The organism is Tsukamurella sp. DT100, assembly GCF_049844855.1.
Lineage (GTDB): Bacteria > Actinomycetota > Actinomycetes > Mycobacteriales > Mycobacteriaceae > Tsukamurella.
The window spans coordinates 74,873-96,118 of sequence record NZ_JBNCLV010000007.1 but is presented as its reverse complement, the minus strand read 5'-3'; the positions used below and the strand labels follow the sequence as shown (position 1 = coordinate 96,118).

The 21,246-nt window shown below is 71.0% G+C and carries 22 protein-coding genes; 11 read left to right on the top strand and 11 right to left on the bottom strand.

Translation table 11 applies throughout. The features are described 5' to 3' along the window. Positions 1–55: 55 nt before the first annotated feature. A complete protein-coding gene (locus tag ACLQ3K_RS17615) occupies positions 56–1,945 on the top strand; it encodes an APC family permease (RefSeq protein ID WP_224645795.1) in 1,890 nt (629 codons plus the stop codon). Between the two features lie 10 nt (positions 1,946–1,955). On the opposite strand, the gene ACLQ3K_RS17610 is transcribed toward ACLQ3K_RS17615, so the two are convergent. Then, positions 1,956–2,759 (bottom strand): alpha/beta fold hydrolase, encoded by an 804-nt coding sequence (locus ACLQ3K_RS17610; RefSeq protein ID WP_426000949.1) that lies wholly within the window; start codon positions 2,757–2,759, stop codon positions 1,956–1,958. A gap of 58 nt (positions 2,760–2,817) precedes the next feature. Here ACLQ3K_RS17610 and ACLQ3K_RS17605 point away from each other — a divergent pair, with 58 nt between their 5' ends. The 5 genes from ACLQ3K_RS17605 to ACLQ3K_RS17585 all read left to right on the top strand — a co-directional run bounded on the left by ACLQ3K_RS17605 (position 2,818) and on the right by ACLQ3K_RS17585 (position 8,793). Next, positions 2,818–3,243, top strand: a complete 426-nt coding sequence (locus ACLQ3K_RS17605; protein WP_224645759.1) for a MarR family winged helix-turn-helix transcriptional regulator — start codon at positions 2,818–2,820, stop codon at positions 3,241–3,243. A gap of 110 nt (positions 3,244–3,353) precedes the next feature. Further along, entirely contained in the window at positions 3,354–4,289 is a 936-nt protein-coding gene (locus ACLQ3K_RS17600; RefSeq protein WP_426000948.1) for a proteasome assembly chaperone family protein, read from the top strand. After that, positions 4,286–5,227 carry an alpha/beta fold hydrolase gene (locus ACLQ3K_RS17595; protein ID WP_426000947.1) on the top strand — a complete coding sequence of 314 codons (942 nt, stop codon included), beginning with the start codon at positions 4,286–4,288 and terminating at the stop codon, positions 5,225–5,227. Before ACLQ3K_RS17600 ends, ACLQ3K_RS17595 begins: the two co-directional genes overlap by 4 nt. A gap of 68 nt (positions 5,228–5,295) precedes the next feature. Continuing rightward, positions 5,296–6,264 (top strand): alpha/beta fold hydrolase, encoded by a 969-nt coding sequence (locus ACLQ3K_RS17590; protein ID WP_224645762.1) that lies wholly within the window; start codon positions 5,296–5,298, stop codon positions 6,262–6,264. Between the two features lie 33 nt (positions 6,265–6,297). After that, positions 6,298–8,793 (top strand): DEAD/DEAH box helicase, encoded by a 2,496-nt coding sequence (locus tag ACLQ3K_RS17585; RefSeq protein ID WP_426000946.1) that lies wholly within the window; start codon positions 6,298–6,300, stop codon positions 8,791–8,793. Here ACLQ3K_RS17585 and ACLQ3K_RS17580 read toward each other — a convergent pair whose 3' ends face one another. From ACLQ3K_RS17580 to ACLQ3K_RS17570, 3 genes are all read right to left on the bottom strand, one after another. Next, positions 8,794–9,246, bottom strand: coding sequence for an ATPase (locus ACLQ3K_RS17580; RefSeq protein ID WP_426000945.1), 453 nt, complete (start codon positions 9,244–9,246; stop codon positions 8,794–8,796). It lies immediately after the preceding gene. A gap of 123 nt (positions 9,247–9,369) precedes the next feature. Continuing rightward, the gene (locus ACLQ3K_RS17575) at positions 9,370–11,034 is read right to left on the bottom strand and encodes an endonuclease/exonuclease/phosphatase family protein (RefSeq protein ID WP_426000944.1); all 1,665 of its coding nucleotides are present in this window, start codon (positions 11,032–11,034) and stop codon (positions 9,370–9,372) included. Positions 11,035–11,133: 99 nt separating this feature from the next. Beyond that, positions 11,134–11,526 (bottom strand): DUF5997 family protein, encoded by a 393-nt coding sequence (locus ACLQ3K_RS17570; protein ID WP_426000943.1) that lies wholly within the window; start codon positions 11,524–11,526, stop codon positions 11,134–11,136. Between the two features lie 29 nt (positions 11,527–11,555). Here ACLQ3K_RS17570 and ACLQ3K_RS17565 point away from each other — a divergent pair, with 29 nt between their 5' ends. Continuing rightward, the gene (locus tag ACLQ3K_RS17565; protein ID WP_426000942.1) at positions 11,556–12,284 is read left to right on the top strand and encodes a LysR family transcriptional regulator substrate-binding protein; all 729 of its coding nucleotides are present in this window, start codon (positions 11,556–11,558) and stop codon (positions 12,282–12,284) included. 2 nt (positions 12,285–12,286) lie between these two features. Here ACLQ3K_RS17565 and ACLQ3K_RS17560 read toward each other — a convergent pair whose 3' ends face one another. Genes ACLQ3K_RS17560 through ACLQ3K_RS17550 form a run of 3 tightly spaced genes read right to left on the bottom strand, consistent with a single transcriptional unit; the run spans position 12,287 to position 14,362 of the window. Then, positions 12,287–12,856, bottom strand: coding sequence for a cysteine hydrolase family protein (locus ACLQ3K_RS17560; protein ID WP_259140132.1), 570 nt, complete (start codon positions 12,854–12,856; stop codon positions 12,287–12,289). A gap of 16 nt (positions 12,857–12,872) precedes the next feature. Then, positions 12,873–13,412: a Uma2 family endonuclease gene (locus ACLQ3K_RS17555; RefSeq protein WP_426000941.1), complete on the bottom strand. Its 540-nt coding sequence runs from the start codon at positions 13,410–13,412 to the stop codon at positions 12,873–12,875. 29 nt (positions 13,413–13,441) lie between these two features. Then, positions 13,442–14,362 (bottom strand): LysR substrate-binding domain-containing protein, encoded by a 921-nt coding sequence (locus ACLQ3K_RS17550; protein WP_426000940.1) that lies wholly within the window; start codon positions 14,360–14,362, stop codon positions 13,442–13,444. Positions 14,363–14,506: 144 nt separating this feature from the next. On the opposite strand from ACLQ3K_RS17550, the gene ACLQ3K_RS17545 reads away from it, so the two are divergent. The 3 genes from ACLQ3K_RS17545 to ACLQ3K_RS17535 all read left to right on the top strand — a co-directional run bounded on the left by ACLQ3K_RS17545 (position 14,507) and on the right by ACLQ3K_RS17535 (position 16,472). Next, positions 14,507–15,094, top strand: coding sequence for a peroxiredoxin (locus tag ACLQ3K_RS17545; protein WP_224645771.1), 588 nt, complete (start codon positions 14,507–14,509; stop codon positions 15,092–15,094). A 4-nt stretch (positions 15,095–15,098) separates the two neighbouring features. After that, positions 15,099–15,638 (top strand): carboxymuconolactone decarboxylase family protein, encoded by a 540-nt coding sequence (locus tag ACLQ3K_RS17540; RefSeq protein ID WP_068742148.1) that lies wholly within the window; start codon positions 15,099–15,101, stop codon positions 15,636–15,638. A gap of 204 nt (positions 15,639–15,842) precedes the next feature. Then, on the top strand, positions 15,843–16,472 hold the full coding sequence (locus tag ACLQ3K_RS17535; protein WP_426000939.1) for a hypothetical protein: 630 nt from the start codon (positions 15,843–15,845) through the stop codon (positions 16,470–16,472). Positions 16,473–16,475: 3 nt separating this feature from the next. Here the strand turns inward: ACLQ3K_RS17535 and ACLQ3K_RS17530 are convergent, their stop codons facing one another. Then, positions 16,476–16,934, bottom strand: coding sequence for a carboxymuconolactone decarboxylase family protein (locus tag ACLQ3K_RS17530; protein WP_426000938.1), 459 nt, complete (start codon positions 16,932–16,934; stop codon positions 16,476–16,478). Positions 16,935–17,013: 79 nt separating this feature from the next. Between ACLQ3K_RS17530 and ACLQ3K_RS17525 the strand changes: the two genes are divergently transcribed. After that, entirely contained in the window at positions 17,014–17,838 is an 825-nt protein-coding gene (locus tag ACLQ3K_RS17525; RefSeq protein ID WP_426000937.1) for a sigma-70 family RNA polymerase sigma factor, read from the top strand. A 63-nt stretch (positions 17,839–17,901) separates the two neighbouring features. Here ACLQ3K_RS17525 and ACLQ3K_RS17520 read toward each other — a convergent pair whose 3' ends face one another. The 3 genes from ACLQ3K_RS17520 to ACLQ3K_RS17510 all read right to left on the bottom strand — a co-directional run bounded on the left by ACLQ3K_RS17520 (position 17,902) and on the right by ACLQ3K_RS17510 (position 21,230). After that, positions 17,902–19,536, bottom strand: coding sequence for a solute symporter family protein (locus tag ACLQ3K_RS17520; protein WP_224645776.1), 1,635 nt, complete (start codon positions 19,534–19,536; stop codon positions 17,902–17,904). Continuing rightward, positions 19,533–19,877 (bottom strand): DUF485 domain-containing protein, encoded by a 345-nt coding sequence (locus ACLQ3K_RS17515; protein ID WP_426000936.1) that lies wholly within the window; start codon positions 19,875–19,877, stop codon positions 19,533–19,535. Before ACLQ3K_RS17515 ends, ACLQ3K_RS17520 begins: the two co-directional genes overlap by 4 nt. A gap of 99 nt (positions 19,878–19,976) precedes the next feature. Beyond that, positions 19,977–21,230, bottom strand: a complete 1,254-nt coding sequence (locus ACLQ3K_RS17510; RefSeq protein ID WP_426000935.1) for an aspartate aminotransferase family protein — start codon at positions 21,228–21,230, stop codon at positions 19,977–19,979. Between the last annotated feature and the right edge of the window lie 16 nt (positions 21,231–21,246).

Here is a 21,246-nt window from a genome sequence, read left to right as displayed (position 1 = left end):
CGTGATCGGCTTACCGCGGTTCTCGGACCGCACGCGCGACTGGTTCCTCAGCGGCATGTCTGAGCGGGCCGGCACCCACGTCGGACCCCACGCGAAGGACGCGGAGCACCCGCAGCCGTGGTGGAAGGTCATGTGCCTGACCGGCGTCGACTACTTCTCGACCCTCGGCTACCAGCCCGCCATCGCGTTCATCGCGGCCGGTGTCATCTCCCCCATCGCCACCCTCGTGCTGATCGCGCTCACGCTGTTCGGCGCTCTCCCGGTCTACAAGCGGGTATCGCGGGAGAGCTTCAACGGCTCCGGCTCGCTGGCGATGTTCGAGCGGCTCCTCCCCTGGTGGGGCGGCAAGCTGTTCGTGCTGGTCCTGCTCGGATTCGCGGCCACCGACTTCATCATCACCATCACCCTGTCGTCGTCCGACGCCGCCGAGCACATCGTCGAGAACCCGCTCGTCCCCACGTTCCTCCACGGCGCCAACATCCCCATCACCCTGGGCCTGGTGCTGGCCCTGGGCGTGATCTTCCTCAAGGGCTTCCGCGAGGCGATCGGCACCGCCGTCGTCCTGGTGACGGTCTACCTGTCGCTCAACGTGGTCGTCATCGGCGTCTCGCTGTTCCACGTCGCCGAGCGGCCGCAGAAGGTGCTGGACTGGCAGGACCTGCTGTGGGCCGAGCACTCGAATCCGCTCATGGTGATCGCGGTCGCGCTCATCGTCTTCCCGAAGCTGGCGCTGGGCCTCTCCGGTTTCGAGACCGGCGTCGCGGTGATGCCGCAGATCAAGGGCGACCCGAACGATCCGCCCGAGTACCCCGCCAAGCGCATCCGGGACACCGGGCGGCTCCTGACCACGGCGGCCGTGATCATGAGCGTCCTGCTCGCCACGTCGAGCTTCGCGACCACCGTGCTGATCCCCGCGGAGGAGTTCGGCCCGAACGGCGACGCCAACGGCCGCGCGCTGGCGTGGCTCGCGCACGAGTACCTCGGGAACGGCTTCGGCACCGTCTACGACGTCTCGACGGTCGCGATCCTCTGGTTCGCCGGGGCGTCCGCCATGGCCGGCATGCTCAACCTGGTGCCCCGGTACCTGCCGCGCTACGGCATGGCCCCGCGCTGGGCCTCGGCCGTGCGGCCGCTGGTCGTGGTGCTCACCGTGATCGCCCTCGCGATCGTGCTGATCTTCGAGGCGGACGTGAACGCGCAGGGCGGCGCCTACGCGACCGGCGTCCTCGTGCTCATGACCTCGGCCGCGATCGCCGTGACCATCTCTGCGCGCCGCAAGCGCCAGACGGGGGCCACCTGGGGCTTCGGCCTGATCTCCGCGGTCTTCGTCTACACCACGATCGACAACATCATCGAGCGGCCCGACGGCGTGCGGATCGCCGCGCTGTTCATCCTGGCCATCGCCGTGGTGTCGATCGGCTCGCGCGTGCGCCGCTCGTTCGAGCTGCGCGCCTCGTCGATCACGTTCGACGAGAAGGCCCTCGAGTTCATCCGCGACGACGCCGCCGCGCAGCACGCGATCCGGATCGTCTCGCACGAGCCCGACGTGGACACCAAGAAGGAGTACCGGGACAAGGTCCGCGCGGAGCGCAAGTTCGGGCACATCCCCGGCCGCTCGCGGGTGATCCTGCTCGAGGTGTGGCCGCGCGACTCGTCGGACTTCGAGGAGGACCTGGAGGTCCGGGGCATCGAGAAGTTCGGCTACCGCCTGCTCAAGGTGCGCTCGGGCAGCATCGCCAACACGATCGCCGCGGTCCTGCTGTACATCCGCGACGAGACCGGCGTGGTGCCCGAGGTCTACTTCCAGTGGTCGGAGATGAACCCCGTGCTCAACATGGGCAAGTACCTGGTGGAGGGCTCGGGCGAGGTCGCGGCCGTGTGCCACGAGGTGCTGCGCCAGGCCGAGCACGACTCCAAGCGCCGCCCCACCGTCCACGTCTCCTGACGCCGCGCGCTCACGGCCGGTAGGCGAAGGGCAGCTCGTGGTGGGAAACGGACAGCGTCTCGACCCGCATCCACGGGTACCGCTGTTCGACGGTGCGCGCCAGGGCCGCGCCGTCGTGGTACCGACTGCGCAGCGCGACGACGACGGTGACGCCGCCCGGGACGGCTTCCAGCGCTTCGAGCGCCGCCGCGGACGGCCGGCGCGGCGGCCAGTACGTCGGACGGGGACCATCCGCGACCGCCGCGGCGAGGCGACCCGACTCGACGGTCGGCGGCCAGTGTCCTCGTGTCTCCCAGAGTGCGAGAGCGCGTTGCCGCGTGCTCGACGGGGCCACCAGCGCCGGTAGCGCCCGGATCAGGACGCTCGGCCGCATGCGGGCGAAGACATCGGTCGGGTCGAGCAGGGTCATCGTGCGCACCCGCTCGGGACGCGCGAGAGCATGAGCGACCGCGATCTGCGCGCCGTAGGAGTGGGCGAGCACCGCGGCGGACGGCGCACCGACGCCGTCGAGGACCTCCCCGACCCACGCCGGCCAATCCGCGCGGGAGTGGAAGGCACGCCGTTCGGTCCCACCCGCGTCGCCCGGCAGGTCGGGCGCGATCACCCGGAACCGCTGCGCGAGGTCCTCGGCCTGCGCGAACCACACCGCCGCGGTACCACCGCCGCCCGGCAGGCACAGCAGCGGTGGCGCGCCGTCGTCACCCGCGACGAGCACGTGCGTGCGGGCGAAGGCCCCGTCGACGACGAGCCTCCGGACAGGTACGCCCCACTGCTCGACCACGGCGTCGTAGGCGTCGGAGAACTCGGATCCCATTGCATTCCTCTCGATTATCGAGACATTTGACCATCAAGATACCTGCTACCGTCGGCGCATGAGCGACAACGAGCACCTCGTGCACGCCCTGCGCGCGGCGGCGCTGCGGTGGGAGCGCGAGATCGCGGCCTTCGGCGCGCGGCACGCGCTCGGCGACACCGACGTACGGGCACTGATCGCGTTGCTCGACCTGGAGCGGGCGGACGCGCCCGCCACCCCCGGTGCGCTCGCGGCGGCGTTGCGGCTGAGCTCCGCGGCGTGCACCGCCCTCGTCGACCGCCTCACGGCCGCCGGCCTGGTCGAGCGCGGCCCCGACCCCGACGATCGCCGCCGGGTCCGGTTGCTCGTCACCCCGGGCGCGCGGCGCCTCGGCGAGGACTTCTTCGGCGATCTGATCGGCCCGATCCGAGTCGCGGCGGCCGCGCTCACGCCCGCAGAAGCAGAGGTCGTGAGGCGTTTCCTCGCGTCCGCCGTTACGCCGTGAGCGGAAACACGCGGCGCGCGGGAATCGACACAGTGCGCGCGAGGTTGTCCCACGTGGAAAACTGGTAGCTCTCCCGCTCGCGCGGGGAGCACTGCGGTTGGAGGTAGCCCATGGACGAGCAGTCCCACATGTACGAGCTGGAGTTCCCCGGCCCGTCGGTCTCGGACACCGACGGCAACGGCCCCGTGCTGGTGCACGCGCTCGACGGCTACGCCGACGCCGGACACGCGCTGCGACTCCTGCGGCAGCACCTCAAGGACAACCTCACCACCGAGCTCGTCGCGTCCTTCGACGTCGACGAGCTGATCGACTACCGCTCCCGCCGCCCCTCGATGACCTTCGAGGACGGCTTCACCGGCGTCGACGAGCCCGAGCTCAACCTCTACGCGGTGCGCGATTCCGCCGGCAAGCCCTTCCTGCTGCTCGCCGGCGCGGAGCCGGACCTGCGCTGGAACGGCTTCGTCAGCGCGGTCGCCGGCCTCGCCGAGCGGTTCGGCGTGCGCACGGTCGTGGGCCTGCACGCCATCCCGATGGCGGTGCCGCACACCCGGCCCGTGCCGGTCACCGCGCACGGCAACAACCCGGACCTGCGCAGCGAGCTGCGGTCGTGGGACGGCGGCACCATGCGCCTGCCCGGCAGCGCCGCGGGCATGCTGGAGCTGCGCATGGCCGACAAGGGCTACGACACGCTCGGCCTGTCGGTGCACGTGCCCCACTACCTCGCGCAGAACGACTACCCCGAGGCCGTCCTCGGCATGCTCGGCGCGCTGGGCAGCTCCGTCGGCCTGCAACTGCCCGAGGGCGATCTCGCGGTCGAGTCCGCCGAACTGCGCGAGCAGATCGACGCCCAGGTCTCGTCCAGCTCGGAGATCTCCTCGGTGGTCGAGTCGCTGGAGCAGCAGTACGACGAGGCCGCGCAGCAGCCCCGCGAGCTGCTCATCGCCGACGGCGAGGCCATCCCCACCGGCGACGACCTGGCCAGCGAATTCGAGGCCTTCCTTGCGGAGCAGGCCGGCGACGAGGGCGAGAACGGCACCGCGTCGTGACACAGGTGCGTCAGCGCGTCGCGCTGATCCACGGCCACCGCCGGGCCTACCGGATCGGCGGCAGCGGACCCGCTCTGCTGCTCATCCACGGGATGGCCGACAACTCGTCGACGTTCGAGCCGATCCTCGAGCGCCTCGCCGAGCGGTACACGGTGATCGTGCCCGACCTGCTCGGGCACGGACTCTCCGGCCGCCCGCGCGCCGACTACTCGCTGCCCGCGTTCACCAACGCCATGCGCGACCTGCTGCTCTACCTCGGCATCGAACGCGCGACGCTGGTCGGACACTCGCTGGGCGGCGGCATCGCCGGCCAGTTCACCTACCAGTACCCGCAGATGGTCGAGCGGCTCGTCTTCGTCAACACCGGCGGCGTCACCCGCTCCGTCTCCCCCGTGCTCAAGGCGGTCTCCCTCCCGATGTCGGAGGTCGCGATCCGCTCCCTCGCCCTTCCGGGCGTTATGCCCGTCGCGAGCGCCGCGCTGGGTCTGCTCGGCCGGGTGCCGCTCAAGCTGTTCGTCGACAACGCCGAGTGCGCCCGCGTGCTCGCGGGCCTGCCGCACGCGGGGACGCCGCGCGCCTTCGCCCGCACCCTGCGCGCCGTGGTCGACCCGTTCGGCCAGGTGGTGACGATGCTCGACCGCACGTACGTCGCCGAGTCCGTGCCCGTGCTCGTGGTGTGGGGCTCGGACGACCCGATCATCCCCGTCGAGCACGCGCACCTGTTGCACGCCTCGCTCCCGTCGTCCCGCCTTGAGGTGTTCGACGGTGCGGGCCACTTCCCGTTCCGGAGCGACCCGGAGCGCTTCCTCGCGGTGCTGACCGGGTTCATCGACGACACCGATCCCGCGCGGCTGACGACGGCCGACCTGCAGGACGCCCTGCGGCGCGACGCGGATCTCGACGCCGACCTGGACACAGGCGCCGAAACGCCCGCGTAACCGGACGGGGCGCCGCCCGTAATCCGGCCCGCCCACACTGACGAGCAGTCAGTCGTGAGGAGGCCGCGATGAGTTCCGAGGTCCTGCCCTTCCGGGCCCGTCCGTACGTGCCCGACCTGTGCTTCGCGACGATCCACGGGCACCGTCGCGCCTACCGGATCGGGGGCACCGGCCCGGCCGTGCTGCTGCTGCACGGCATCGGCGACAACTCCCTGGTCTGGGATTCCGTCCTGGCGCCGCTCACCGACCGGTTCACCGTGATCGCCCCGGACCTGTTGGGCCACGGCCTCTCCGACCGGCCGCGCGCCGACTACTCCGTCGCGGCGTTCGCGAACGGCATGCGCGACCTGCTCTGCTACCTCGGCATCGAGCGCGTCTCGGTCGTCGGGCACTCACTGGGCGGCGGCGTCGCGGGGCAGTTCGCCTACCAGTACCCGGAGATGGTGGAGCGCATCGCCTTCGTGGCGCCGGGCGGGGTGGACCACGACGTCTCACCGCTGCTGCGGCTCCTCTCGCTCCCCTTCGCCGAGCAGCTCGTCGCGCTCACGGCGCTGCCGGGTGCGAAGCAGGTCCTCGCCACCGCGCTGCTCGCCGCAGCCGCCGTGCCCAGCCCCGTGCGCCCCGACGCGGTGCAGCTGCGCCGCGCGCTCGACCGGATGCCGAACACCGCCTCCCCGCACGCCTTCGCGCGGACGCTGCGCTCCGTGGTCGACCTGCGCGGCCAGGTGGTCACCATGCTGGACCGCTGCTACCTCACGGCCGAGGTCCCCACGCTCGTGGCGTGGGGCTCCGACGATTCCATCATCCCGGCATCGCATGCCGAGGTGCTCCGGGCGGCGCTGCCGTCGGCGCGCGTGGAGGTGTTCGACGGTGTCGGCCACTTCCCGATGACGGAGGCGCCCGACCGGTTCCTGACGCTCCTCACGGACTTCCTGACGACCACCTCGCCGGCGCGGCTGGCGCGGACCCACCTGCGCGACGGGCTGCGGTCCGCCGCCGGCGTCACCGTCGCCGCGCCGGCCCAGGAGCTGGGCTGAGCGGCCACGATCGCGGCCCGTAGAGTGAGATGAGTGAACCTCACCGACCTGCTGCCGTCCGACCCGACGGCCGACGCGGTCTTCGAGGCCTTCCTGGAGTGGACCGAGGATCGCGGCATCACGCTCTACCCCGCCCAGGAGGAGGCCCTGATCGCGGCGTGCTCGGGCGCCAACGTGATCGTGGCGACGCCCACCGGCTCCGGCAAATCCCTGGTGGCGATGGGCGCCCAGTTCGCGGCGCTCGCGCAGGGCCGCCGCACCTACTACACCGCCCCGATCAAGGCCCTGGTCAGTGAGAAGTTCTTCGCGCTGTGCGAGGTCTTCGGCACGGAGAACGTGGGCATGGTGACGGGCGACGCCGCGGTGAACGCCGACGCCCCGATCGTGTGCGCCACGGCGGAGATCGTCGCGAACTTCGCGCTGCGCGAGGGCGCGGACTCGGACATCGCCCAGGTGGTGATGGACGAGTTCCACTACTACTCCGAGCCCGACCGCGGGTGGGCCTGGCAGGTGCCGCTGATCGAGCTGCCGCACGCGCAGTTCGTGCTCATGTCCGCGACGCTCGGCGACACGTCCTTCTTCGAGGAGGATCTCACCCGACGCACGGGACGGGAGACGGTCCTCGTCGCCGGGGCGGAGCGCCCGGTGCCGCTCCACTTCGCCTACTCCACCATGGCGATCCAGGACCAGATCGTCGAGCTGGTCACCACGCACCAGGCGCCCGTGTACGTCGTCCACTTCACGCAGCAGTCCGCGGCGGAGCGCGCCCAGGCGCTCATGTCGCTCCCGCTGGCGAGCAAGGAGGAGAAGGCGGCGATCGCCGCGGCGATCGGCGACTTCCAGTTCACCACCGGCTTCGGCAAGACCCTCTCGCGCCTGATCCGCTCCGGTGTCGGCGTGCACCACGCCGGCATGCTCCCCCGTTACCGGCGGCTGGTGGAGAAGCTCGCGCAGGAGGGCCTGCTCAAGGTCATCTGCGGCACGGACACGCTCGGCGTCGGCATCAACGTGCCGATCCGCACCGTCTACCTCACGGGCCTGACCAAGTACGACGGGAACCGCACGCGCCACCTCCGGGCCCGCGAGTTCCACCAGATCGCGGGGCGGGCCGGACGCGCGGGGTTCGACACGATGGGCACCGTCGTGGTGGCCGCGCCCGAGCACGAGATCGAGAACGCGCGCCGGGAGGCGAAGGCGGGCGGGGATCCCGCGAAGCTCAAGCGCGTCCAGCGCAAGAAACCGCCCGAGGGCTTCGTCTCCTGGGGGAAGGCCACCTTCGAGAAGCTCGTGGCGGCGGATCCGGAACCGCTGGTCTCGCGTTTCTCGGTGACCAACTCGATGCTGCTCAACGTGATCGCCCGGCCGCAGAACTGCTTCGAGTCGATGCGTCACCTCCTGGAGCAGAATCACGAGTCGCGCCGGAACCAGCTACGGCACATCAGAACCGCGATCACGCTGTTCCGCGGCCTCGAATCGGGCGGCGTCGTCGAGCGGCTCGCCGAGCCCGACGAGGACGGCCGGCACGTGCGGCTCACCGTCGACCTGCAGCCCGATTTCGCCCTGAATCAGCCCCTCGCGCCCTTCGCGCTCGCGGCGCTGGAGCTGCTCGACGCCGAGTCTCCGGAGTACGCCCTCGACGTGATCTCCGTGATCGAATCCGTCCTCGACGACCCTCGGCCGGTACTGCGGGCGCAGCAGAACGCCGCGCGCGGCGCCGCGGTGGCGGAGATGAAGGCGGACGGGATCGACTACGACGAGCGGATGGCGCTGCTCGAGGACGTCACGTACCCGAAGCCGCTGGAGGAGCTGCTCGTCCCCGCGTTCGCGACCTACGCCGCGGGGCACGCCTGGGTGACGCAGTTCGAACTCTCGCCGAAGTCCGTGGTGCGGGAGATGATCGAGCGCGCGATGACCTTCAACGACCTGGTCTCGAAGTACCAGCTGGGCCGCTCGGAGGGCGCGGTCCTGCGGTACCTGTCGGACGCCTTCCGGACGCTGCGGCACACCGTTCCCGAGGCGGTGCGCACGCCGGAACTCGACGACTACATCGCCTGGCTGGGCGCGCTGGTGCGGTACGTGGACAGCTCGCTCGTCGACGAGTGGGAGGAGATGACCTCCCCGGACCCGGTGAAGGCGCACGCCTCCGCCCCGGAGATCGGGCGCTCCACGTCGCTGACCTCCGACGAGCGGGCGTTCGCAGTCATGGTGCGCAACACGATGTTCCGGCGCGTGCAGCTCGTCGCCGAGGAGGAGTACGACCTGCTCGACGCGATGGACCCCGGCGTCGACTGGTACGCGGCCTTCGACGACTACTACGAGGACTACGACGACATCGAGACCGGACCGGACGCCCGTGGCCCGCAGCTGTTCTCGCTCGACACGTCGATGCCGCGGGCCTGGAAGGTGCGGCAGACGATCGCCGATCCCGACGGCGACCACGGCTGGGCCATCACGGCCGTCGTCGACCTCCCCGCGTCCGACGAGCGCGGCGACGTCGTACTCGTGGACGTGGAGGTCGTCTCGGGCTGACTAGCCCCGGACGACGGCGTCGAGCCCCGCGAGGGACTGGTCGAGGTACTCCGGCGGGAACGGCGGCATGGAACCGACGAAGTCCCGGAAGGACTGCGGGGTGTCGGTCCAGTCGTAGGTCAGCGTGACCTGCGTGCCGTCGTCCGACGGTGCGAGGTCGTACCGCCACCACCATCCGCCGGCCTCCCAGGCGCCCTCCCGGCTCGTTCCGGGCAGCCACCCGATGACCCGGTCCCGCTCGAAGTCGGTGACCTTGTTCTCCATCACGTAGTCGCCGCCCGCCTGCTCGAGGTACATGTTCACGGAGAACATCTGCCCGACGTGGTCGAGCGGGGCGGGGTCCACCGCGGCGCGGACCCAATCCGTGGGCTCGATGTCCTGGTGGCGCGCAGGATCGGCGAGCGCGGCGAAGACCCGATCGGGGCTCGCGGCGATGACTCGGGTGGTGGACATCCGCTCGGACATGGTGACTCACTCTCTGCTGTGTCTCCACGACGCGCGTCGGCCCGCACGCCATGTTCACAGCGTACACATGAAGGCCTCCGGCGGCGCCGGATCGCGGGTATCCGCCGCCGGTCAGCGTGCGGGCGCGGCCTCGACGCCGCCCTCGTCCGCCCCCTGCGCCGCTGCCGACTCCACGGTGGGGGTCGACTCCACGGCGGGGGCCGACTCCGTGGGCGTCGGCTCCGACCGCGGGGTCTCCGGCGCGCTCGTGCCGGAGGCCTCGACCACGGTCGACGCGTCGGTGGGCGATGCGGGCGAAGCCGGTGCGGGCGTCGCCGGGCCGCTGGGCGCCGGCTCAGGCGTCGACGCCCAGACGGCGTCGAGCGGCGCGCTCGTCGCGGAGACGGGCGTCGTCGCGGGTTCGACGGAGACCGGGCGCGCCCCGGACGAGGGGCCGGCCGCGTCGTCCGCGCCGAACGCCGACGAGCTCCCCGCGGGTGCCGCCGGCTCCGCGGTGCGCGCCGCGCCGTCCCCGGAGGCGGCGTCGGACGACGCGACCCCGGCCGTGCCGGCCGGCGCGGCGGTCACCGTCGGGCCGGCGGGCCGGAGGACGTCGGCGACGACCTTCTGCACCTGGGCGATCGCGTCCTCGACCGCGATGAGCACGATCCGCACCGCGGTCTCGAGGCTGTTCTGCACGAAGTAGACGGCGCGCTCGACCGCGCTCGGGTTGAGCGCGCGGGGGTCGACGCCGGTGCGCACGATGCTGCCATCGGCGCGGGTGATCTCGAAGTAGCCGATCACGGGCTCGTGGTCGGACACGGGATCCGCTCCCGCGACCGGGATCTGCACCCAGCGGACCTTCGCGCCGCCGGTGGTGCCCACGTAGTCGAGGGTGTCGCGGTAGCCCGTATAGCCCTGCTGCGCGACGAGGGTATTGGTCACGGAGTCGTAGGTGAAGGGCAAGGCGCCGGGATCGAACAGGTCGATCCCGCTGCGGGCGATGAGCTGCTGGAACTCCGTGAGTCCCTGGGCGTCCGGCCTGCCCTTCCCGGCGAAGTACTCGGTGTTGAAGTCGCCCCCGTAGATCACGGGCGCGCCGTCCGCGGCGAACGTGTCGACGAAGCGGCGCAGCTCCGCAGCCTGCTTCATGCGGATGTCGTGGGTGCGCGAAGCGCGGTCGTTGATCGTGTCGTCGGCCTGGGTGTGCATGGCGACGACCCAAAACTCCTGGCCGTCCTTCTCGATCCGGGCCATCACCGCGCCCTTGTTCGCGAACATGTCGGGGGCGAGCGGGGCGTAGTTGGTGTAGACGTACTGCTCCGACTGCGCGATCGGGTACTTGCTCACCACAGCGACGCCGCCGTTGACCGACCAGAGCGCGTCGCTGCAGGCGCCGAACACTCCGGCGCAGCTCTCGCCGAGGCGCGGCGTCTGATAGGTGTAGCCCTGCTCCCGCAGGCCGTCGAGGATCGCGCGGCCGGCGGTGCCGTTCACCTCGCTGAGCAGCAGCACGTCGGCGCCGCTCGCGGCGAGCTGGTCGACCGACGCCCGGACGCGGGCGTCGGAATCGGCCTGGGTCCCGGAGACCGCGTTGAGGATGTTCGGCAGCTGGTACATGTTCCAGGCCTGCACCTTGACCTCGACGGGTGCCGCGGGCGCGGGCGCCGGCGCGGGCCGCACCACGGGCGGCACCGCCGTGGTCGCCGCCGCGGCGGGAGCCGCCGTCATCGCGCTGATCCCCGCGACCGCCATCACAGCGACCGCCGTCGCCCCGAGCCCGCCTCGCCGTGCCATCGTCCCCGCCCTTCGTCCTTGCGATACCAAGGAGAGATTAAACCGGACGTCGAGCCGATTCGGTGGGCGATCTCGTGCGGCGGCGCGAGTGGGCGCGGGCTACTTCCGGCGGGGCCGGTTGCGGGCCGCGCGCGCCTCGATGACCCGCTGCTCATCGGCGCGCACCGCGTCGAGGCCGGCGCGCTCGTCGATCAACCACTGCGGCGGATCCGCGAGGAGGGCTGTGATCTCCTCGGTGGTCAGCGCCTCGCCCACGCCGGCGCGCTGCAGGCCCGAGATCGACACGCCCAGGCGGGCGGCGACGAGGTTCTTCGGGTGCGGCCCGTTCTTCCGCAGATCCTGCAACCACTGCGGCGGCTCGGCCTGCAGCGCGGCCAGCTCGTCGCGGGTGATCGCCTTCTCCTGAAACTCCGCTGGCGTGGCGGGCAGGTACACGTCCAGCTTCTTCGCCGCGGTCGCGGGTTTCATGGACTGCGTGTTCGGCCTGCTCATGCGGACCAGCCTATCGGTAATCTCATGCCGTGACCTCATCGCTCCCGCCGGGCCTGCGGCTCGGCTACGTCCCCGGCGCCACGCCCGCCAAATGGGCCCGCATCTGGGGCGAGCGGCATCCGGACGTCCGACTGGACCTCGTCCCCCTCCCGGCGGCGGACGCGCCGGACGCGGTCCGGGACGGCACCGTCGACCTGGCGCTCCTGCGCCTGCCCGCGGAGACGAGCGGGCTCGCGACGATCGCGCTGTACGAGGAGCAGGTGGTCGCGGTGGTGCCGAAGGAGCACCACGCCGCGGCCGCCGACGAGCTCGCCGCGGCCGATCTCGACGGGGAGCCGACCCTTCTCCCCCACGACGAGGCCCTGCACTGGGACGGCGCCCCGGGCGCGCCGGTCGAGCACCGGCCGGAGACCACCGAGGCCGCGATCGAACTCGTCGCCGCGGGCCTGGGCGTGCTCCTCGTGCCGCAGTCGCTCGCGCGGCTGCACCACCGCAAGGACCTCACGTACCGGCCGGTCATCGACGCGCCGCCCTCCCCCGTCGTGCTCGCGGTCCTCGCGGGCGAGCAACCGGAGGCCGTCGCGGAGTTCATCGGCGTGGTGCGCGGCCGGAAGACGGGCTCGTCCCGGGGCCGCGCCGAGCCCGCACCCAAGCGCACCGCGCGCGAGAAGACGCTCGCGAAGCAGGCCGCCCGCGCCGCGGCGGGCAAGAAGGCCGCGACCCCGAAGGCCAAGCCCGGCAAGCGACCCCGCCGCTGAGCTCAGCCGAGCGATTCGATCCACTCGTCGACGGCCAGCACCTCGGCCTGACGCGGGAAGACCTTGCGCACCAGCACGCGGTGCACCTCGGGATCGTGGTCGGCGCAGGCGTCGGCCAGGACCGTGAGGCCGTAGTCGAGATCGCCCGCGTAGCGGACCGTCGACAGGACCACCCCGCTCGTCGAAATGCCTGCGAGCACCAGGTGATCGGCCTGCAGGCCGCGCAGCACCACGTCGAGATCGCTGCCGCTGAACGCCCCGAACCGGCGCTTGACCACGACGGGCTCCCCCGGCAGCGGCGCCACCTCGGGGACGATCGCCGTGAGCGGCGACACCTCGGTCATCGAATCGCCTCCCTCGCGCAGCATGGCGAAAGCCCGGTTGGTCGGCGGGATCTCGGGATAATCGGGCCGGAAGGCGACACGCACGTGCACCACCGGCACGCCGTGGTCGCGCGCCGCCGACAGGGCACGTGCGGCGGAGGCCAGCGCTGCGGCGCCGGCGCGCTCGGCACCGTCGACGATGCCTCGCTGGTAGTCCATGAGGATCAGAACGGAACGCGATTCGGCCATGCGTCCAGGCTAGCGCTCAGCGCAGCGCGTCGAGATCCAGCCGCACGGCGAACGGTGCCGTCGCCGCGAACGCGCCGGTGGCCCCGACGGACTCGTAGGCGCCGTCGACCAGTGTGAGCACCTCGAGCCGGACGTCCGCACCGTCGAGGTCGACGATCCAGTAGTGCGGGATCCCGACCTCGGCGTACTCGTGGCGCTTCATGACCAGGTCGGTCCTTCGGGTGCCGGGCGAGAGCACCTCAACAACGAGTATCGCGTCCGAAGCGACAAAGGGCTTTGCCGCGTCCTGCGGCATCACCACGGCATCGGGAGCGCGGACGGACGCCGGTGTTCGGGCCTCGAGAATGAGGTCGACCTCGGGGTACGCACGAAACCCTTCGGGCGTCGCCCCGTTGAGCACGCTGAACAGAACCCCTGCGGCGTACTGATGTTCCGGCCTCAGCTTCGGCGACACGATCAGGACCCCCTCCTGCAGCTCCGCGTGCGACGACGAGTCCTCCCCCAAGGCGTCCCACTCCTCCAACGAGAGGAGGTGCGGGCGGGTCGCTGCGGTCATGGCGCCATCGTACGCCCGGTTCGGCCAGGTCACACGGTAGATCCCGCGGCCGCGCGGGCGATCTCGGCGAGGCGGGCGAAGCCCTCCGTCTTCGCGCTGGACGCTCGGTAGGCGAGGCCGATCCGGCGGCCCGGCGCCGGTGCCGCGAACCGTGCGGTCGCCAGATCCGTGCCGCGCAGTTCGACGGCGACCGCGGGCTCGGGCAGCAGGGTGACCCCCAGCCCGCCGGAGACGCACTGCACGATCGTCGCGAGCGAGGCCGCCCGGGTGTCGCCCATGACGCCGACGCCCGCCTCGGCCTGGCGGCACAGGTCGAGCGCCTGGTCGCGGAGGCAGTGTCCCTCGTCGAGCAGCAGCAGCGGCAGCCCGGAGAGGTCGTCCGCGGTCAGGTCGTCGCGGCCGGCGAGCGGGTGACCGGGCGGCACCACGAGGACGAACTCCTCGTCGTAGAGCGGGATCTCGGCGACCGACGAGCTGTGCACCGGCAGCGCGAGCACGGCCACGTCGATCCGGCCGGAGCGCAGCGCGTCGAGCAGGCGGGCCGTCTGGTCCTCGACGACGGTGACCGCCAGATCGTCGACCTCGGCGCGCAGCTGCGGCAGGATACGGGGCAGTCGATACGGCGCGACCGTCGGGATCATGCCGAGCCGGAGCGTCCCCCGCAGCTCGCCGGTGAGGCCGGCCGCCGAGCTCACCAGCTCCGCCGCGGACGCGACGATGACGGAGGCCTGTTCCAGCAGGGCCATTCCCGCCTCCGTGATGAGCACTTTGCGCGTGCTGCGCTCCACCAGCTGTACGCCGAGCCCGGTCTCGAGCGAGGCCAGCGCCTGCGACAGCGACGGCTGGCTCACGCCGAGCGATGTCGCCGCGGTGCCGAAGTGGCGCGAGCGTGCCACTGCGACGAAGGCGCGCAGCTGCGCGAGGGTCGGCTGATAAGGCTGATCGGACATACCTATCAGTCTAGTGCCATCCATCACCTTTGCTTTACAAAGATGTGATTCGCTCGGCACAGTGGTCTCCGAAAGCAACCCCGCCCGCGCGCCCATACCCCGGGTCGCACCTCGGGCTCATCGATACCCAATGAAGGAGTCATCTTGCCTCTCTTGACCATCGGCGACCAGTTCCCCGCGTTCAACCTCACCGCCGTGATCGGCGGCGACCTGTCGAAGGTCGACGCGCAGCAGCCGGACGACTACTTCACCACCGTCACCAGCGATGACTACGCCGGCAAGTGGAAGATCGTCTTCTTCTGGCCGAAGGACTTCACCTTCGTCTGCCCCACCGAGATCGCCGCCTTCGGCAAGCTCAACGACGAGTTCGCCGATCGTGACGCCCAGGTGCTCGGCGCCTCGGTCGACAACGAGTTCGTGCACTTCCAGTGGCGCGCGCAGCACGAGGACCTCAAGACCCTCCCCTTCCCGATGCTCTCGGACCTCAAGCGCGAGCTGGCGCAGGCCTCGGGCGTGCTCAACGCCGACGGCGTCGCGGACCGCGCGACGTTCATCGTCGACCCCAACAACGAGATCCAGTTCGTCTCCGTGACGGCCGGTTCCGTGGGCCGCAACGTCGACGAGGTGCTCCGCGTGCTGGACGCCCTGCAGTCCGACGAGCTCTGCGCCTGCAACTGGAAGAAGGGCGACCCGACCCTCGACGCCGGCGAGCTGCTGAAGGAGAGCGTCTAAACACATGTCGATCGACAACCTGAAGAACGCGGTCCCCGAGTACGCCAAGGACCTCAAGCTCAACCTCAGCTCGCTCGCGCGCTCCACCGAGCTCACCGAGCAGCAGCTGTGGGGCACCTTCCTCGCCTCGGCCGCGGCCACCAAGAACGCGACCGTCCTGCGCGAGATCGCCGAAGAGGCCGCCGACACCCTGTCGGCGGAGGCCTACCAGGCCGCCCTCGGTGCCGCCTCCGTCATGGGCATGAACAACGTCGCGTACCGGGCGAAGGGCTTCCTCGGCGCCGACTACGCCCAGGTGCGCATGGGCCTGCGGATGAACATCATCGGCAACCCCGGCGTCGACAAGACCGACTTCGAGCTGTGGAGCCTCGCCGTCTCGGCGATCAACGGCTGCGAGCACTGCGTCGCCGCCCACGACGACGTGGTCCGCAAGGCCGGCCTCACCAAAGAGCAGGCCTTCGAGGCCGTCAAGGTTGCGGCCACCGTGCAGGGCGTCGCGCAGGCGATCTTCGCCGCCGAGACCCTCGCGACCGCTTCGGTCTAGCCTCACCGCTTCACAACACGACGGTGCCCGCCCCTCCTCGCGAGGGGCGGGCACCGTCGTTCTCGTACGCGTAACGAACAGCTCGCGACCACCGACCTACGGTCATGCGGCAGAACCTGGTGGTGGCGCTCCGCGTCGCAGCCCTCATCGTCCTCCTCACCGCGGCACCCCCGCGAGGCGAGCTACGAAGACTTCCGCCGCGACGTGGAGCGGGGTTCCGTCACCCGGGTCATCATCCCGAAGAACCAATGGACCCAGGACTCCGTCCGGACCGGAATCTGGTCCACCGGCCCGTTCCGGTGGAAGCAGGGCACGGTCGTCGACACGCCTCCGTGGGAGATGCCCGAGTGGTCCACGCGGTCCACGTCGGACGCCGCGGGTCCGTCGCCGTGGTCGACCTTCGCGAACGACATGCGTGCGCGAGGCGTCGACCTCGATCGTGAGTCCGACGACGGTCCGACCTTCATCGCCTGGCCGTTGCGGACTCCGGAGTGGTTCAGCCTGTTCGTCTTCCTCACCTGGCTCGCGACTTTCGCCGTGATGCTCACGTCGACCCCGCGCTGGGGCAATCGCTGGGCCTGGTTCTGGATGTTCGTCATCGGCCAGATCGGGGTGATCCTCTACCTGATCTTCGAACCGCGGCCATTCGTGCGGTTCCCCCGCCGTCGCCGCCCGGGCGGCCCGCCGGGTGCACCCGAGCCGTACGACGAACCCGCACCGCCGAGACCGCGGCGCGACGGCGCGCAGGGCTGCCTGCTCTCACTCCTCGCCGCGATCGTCGCAGCCGCGGCATCGGCGGGGGTCGGGTGGCTCGTCGGCTTCGTCCTGCCGTGATCGTCACGGTCGCCAGGAGCCGGCCTCCTGGCGGGTTGCGTGGTTGACCCGGTTCCAGAGGTTGATCTGCCCGACCGCCAGGACCAGCGCGGCCAGCTGGTTCGCGTCGAACTCGTCCGCGGCGGCGTCCCACAGCGCGTCCGGCACGGCCTCGGGGCGCCCCGCGAGCGCGGTCAGCTCCTCCGTGAGCTCGAGCGCGATCCGCTCGGCGTCGGAGAAGTAGGGCGTGTGACGCCAGGCGCCGACGGCGAAGAGCTTGTCGTCGGACGCGCCGTGCTTGCGGGCCATCCGCCAGTGCCCGTCGAGGCAGGTGCTGCAGCTGTTGAGCTGACTGGCCCGCATGTTGACCAGCTCCAACAGCTCCGGCGACAGCCCCGAGGCCGCCACCGCCTCGCCCAGCTTCGTCAGCGCATCCAGCGCCCCGGGCAGGGCGAAAGCGGGGTTCGTCATCCGTGCGGTCATGTCGGTCTCCTCTGTCGGTCACACTCGGGGCGGGCGCCCCGTCATACACCTGACGGATCGACGACGGAGGATGTGACACATGGACCTGAACGACTTCGAAAGCGCACGGCCCCGGCTGCTCGCGGTGGCCACGCGGATGCTCGGCTCCCCCGCCGACGCCGAGGACGCGGTGCAGGAGGCGTGGCTCCGGGCCGACCGGGCGGACGGGGAAGGAACCGTCGACAATCCGGCCGCGTGGCTGACGACCGTCGTGTCGCGGATCTGCCTGGACCGCCTGCGCGCCCGTCGCGAGACCGCGTCGCTCGACGACGTCGACCCCGCCGACCCTGCGCCCGCGCCAGACGACGAAGCGCAACTCGCGGAGTCCGTCGGTGCGGCGATGGGCGCGGTCCTCGACGACCTCGGGCCGGCGGAGCGCGTGGCCTTCGTCCTGCACGACGTCTTCGCCGTGCCCTTCGACGACGTGGCGGCCATCCTCGGGCGGAGCCCCGCCGCGACGCGCCAACTCGCGAGCCGCGCCCGCCGGCGGGTGGCCGGGACGCCCCGGCCGGACGCGGCGCGGACGGACGCCGTGCGCGCCTTCCTCGCGGCGTCGCGCGACGGTGACTTCGCCGCCCTCGTCGAGCTGCTCGACCCGGACGCCGTCTTCCGCACGCACACCGACGGTGCGGCCACGTCCGTGCTGACCGGCGCGCCCGCGATCGCGGAGGCCTTCCTGTTCAAGGCGAAGACGGCCCTGGTCGCGCTGGTCGACGGCGTGCTCGGCTACACCGTGCGGCTGCCTGGCGCGCCCAGCTACCTACTGCTCGGCGACGTGACTTTCACCGCGGACGGCCGGATCGCCGCCCTCGACGTCACCCTGCGCGCCGACGAGGTGGCGGGCAGCGAGGTGGTCCCGCTCTGACCCGTGGAACGACGGTGTCCGCCCCCGGAGAGCCGGGGACGGGCACCGTCGAACGCGATGGGCCTAGTGGTCGATGGCCTTCTCGACACCGACGCCGGTGAGCGAGCGGACCTCCATCTCGACCGCCTTGTCGGCGAGATCGGTGTCCGGCTTGCCGAAGAGCGTGCCCAGGATCGCGAGGCCGAAGCCGATCGGGATCGACACCAGGCCGGGGTTCTCCAGGGGGAACCAGTGGAAGTCGAGCGACTTGAACATCGACGTCGACTTGCCCGACACGGCCGGCGAGAAGACGATCAGGACGATGGCCGAGATCAGGCCGCCGTACATCGACAGCACCGCGCCGGTGGTGTTGAACTTCCGCCAGAACAGCGAGAACAGGATCGTCGGCAGGTTGGCGGACGCCGCGACGGCGAACGCCAGGGCCACCAGGAAGGCGATGTTCTGCCCCATGGCGCCGATGCCCAGGATGATCGACGCGATGCCGATGACCACGACGGTGATGCGCGAGACGCGGACCTGGGACTCCTCGGAAGCCTTGCCGTGCTTGATGACACCGTTGTAGATGTCGTGGGCGAGGCTCGCGGACGCGGTGATCGCCAGGCCGGCGACGACCGCGAGGATCGTGGCGAAGGCGACGGCGGAGATGACCGCCATGAGGATCGTGCCGCCCAGCGAGAACGCGAGCAGCGGCGCCGCGGAGTTGACCCCGCCGGGGGCCTTCGCGATGACGTCGGCGCCCACGTAGGCGGCGGCGCCGAAGCCCAGCACCAGGGTGAAGATGTAGAACGCGCCGATCAGGCCGATGGCCCAGGTCACCGAACGGCGGGCCTCCTTGGCCGTGGGCACGGTGTAGAAGCGCATCAGCACGTGCGGCAGGCCCGCGGTGCCGAGCACCAGCGCCAGCGCCAGCGAGATGAAGTCCAGCTTGGTGGTCTCGGTCTTGCCGTACTTGAGGCCGGGCTCGATGATCTTCTCGCCCGCCGCGCTGCCGTCGATGGCCTTCTGCAGCAGGTCGGAGAAGTTGCCCTTGACCGCGGCGAGCACCATGAGCGTCATCAGCAGGGCGCCGCCGACGAGCAGGACCGCCTTGACCATCTGCACGTACGTGGTGCCCTTCATGCCGCCGACGAGCACGTAGACGATCATCAGGACGCCCACGACCGCGACGACGACGGCCTGGCCGGTGGTGCCCTTGATGTTGAGCAGGAGCGAGACGAGGCCGCCCGCGCCGGCCATCTGGGCGATCAGGTAGAAGAGCGAGACGGTGAGCGTCGCGAGGGCGGCGGCCATGCGGACGGGGCGCTGCTTGAGCCGGAAGCTCAGTACGTCGGCCATGGTGAACTTGCCGACGTTGCGCAGCCGCTCGGCGACGAGCAGGAGCGCGACGAGCCAGGCGACCAGGAAGCCGATGGAGTACAGGAAACCGTCGTAGCCCTGGACCGCGATGGCGCCGCAGATGCCGAGGAAGCTGGCGGCCGAGAGGTAGTCGCCCGCGATGGCGAAACCGTTCTGCGGGCCCGTGAACGTGGCGCCGCCGGTGTAGAAGTCCGTGGCCTTCTTGGTGGTACGACTGGCCTTGATGACCAGGCCCATCGTGACGCCGATGAACAGGACGAAGACGAGGATGTTCAGCGCGGTGGAGCCGACCTGCTGGCCGACCTCGATCGTGCGGGGCTCCCAGGCGAGGAGATCGGTCACTGGCCCGCCTCCCCGGCCTTGAGCTCGCCCTCGATGTGCTCACGGAGATCCGTCGCCATCGGGTCGATCGTGTTGTTCGCGAACCGCACGTACGCCCAGGTGATGGCGAACGTGGTGACGAACTGCCCGAGCCCCATCACCAGCGCGACGTTGATGTTCCCGAACAGCTTCTGGCTCATGAATTCGTGCGCGTAGGTGGCCAGCAGCACGTACACGGCGTACCAGAGCAGGAACGCCACGGAGATCGGGATCACGAACGTCGCCAGCCTGCGCCGGAGCTCGTGGAATTCCTTGCTGTCGTAGGCGCGCTGGTAGACCGCCGCCGCATCCTCTTCGTTCACGTCCGAAAGTGTGGCACGGACCACATTCACCGCAGGGTTGAATGGGCCACATACGCCGTGCAACCCCTTGCAACCGCCTTTACTCGGCGCTTGCTCCGGTCAGGAGTCGAGCGCCCGCCGCGTCGCCGCGGCGATCTCGGCGACCTGCTCGTCGGTGGTGACCAGCGCCGGCGAGTACTGCAGCGTTCCGAGGCCGGCGGCGCGGCCGGAGACGCCCTGCGCCCGAAGCTTCTTCACCATCGCCATGGCCTCGGCGGGCTCGTGCAGCTGCACGCCGGCGACGGCGCCGACGCCGCCCCGCACGTCCTTGACCTTCGGATGGTCGGCCAGCGTGGCGAGCTCCCGCAGCAGGGTGTCCTGCAGCCGCAGCGCCTCGGCGAGCAGGTTCTCGCGCACCATGATGTCGAGCACCGCCATCGACGCAGCGGCGGCGGCCGCGTGGCCTCCGTAGGTATAGCCGTGCCGCCACCACACGCCGCCCCCGTAGAAGGGCTCGGCGACGCGCGGTGCCACGAACAGGGCGCCCATCGGCACGTAGCCGCTGGTGAGCCCCTTGGCCGTGGTCATCAGGTCGGGCTCCAAGTCGAACCGGCTCGAGGCGAACCACGCGCCGCCGATCCGGCCGAAACCGGTGATCACCTCGTCGGCGATGAACAACACGTCGTGCTCACGGCAGATGTCGCGGACCTCGCGCAGGTACCCCTCCGGTGGGGGCAGCAGGCCGCCCGCGCCGATCACCGGCTCCGCGACGAAGGCCGCGATGGCATCCGCGCCGACCCGCTCGATGAGGCCCAGCAGCTCCTTCGCGTCGTCCCACGCGACCGTCGCGGTGTCGTCGAAGAGCACGCCGCCGTAGCCCTCGGCGTTCGCCGGGATGCCGCCCAGGCTGGTGCCGCCCACGTGCATGCCGTGGTAGGCGTTCGAGCGGCCGACGATGAGCTTCTTCTCCGGACGTCCCTGCTCCTGCCAGTACCGGCGGGCCAGCTTGATCGCCGAGTCGACCGAATCGGAGCCGCCCGAAGTGAAGAAGATCTTGCTGTCCGGCACCGGCGCGATGGCCTGCAGGCGGTTCGCGAGGGCGACGGTCGTGTCGGTCGCGGCATCGCCGAAGCCGGTCACGTGCGCGACCTTGAGCAGCTGGTCGCGCACCGCGTCGGCGACCTCGGCGCGGCCGTGGCCGACGTTGGCGAACCACAGGCCGGCGGTCGCGTCGAGGTACCGATTGCCGTCGGTGTCGAAGACGTACGCGCCCTCGCCGCGCGCGAAGACGAAGGCGCCGTCGCGCTGCACGGCGCCCATGTCCGCGAAGCCGTGCCAGAGTGCCGATGAGGTCGTGGGTCCCTGTCCGCTCATGGTGGATAAACTAGTC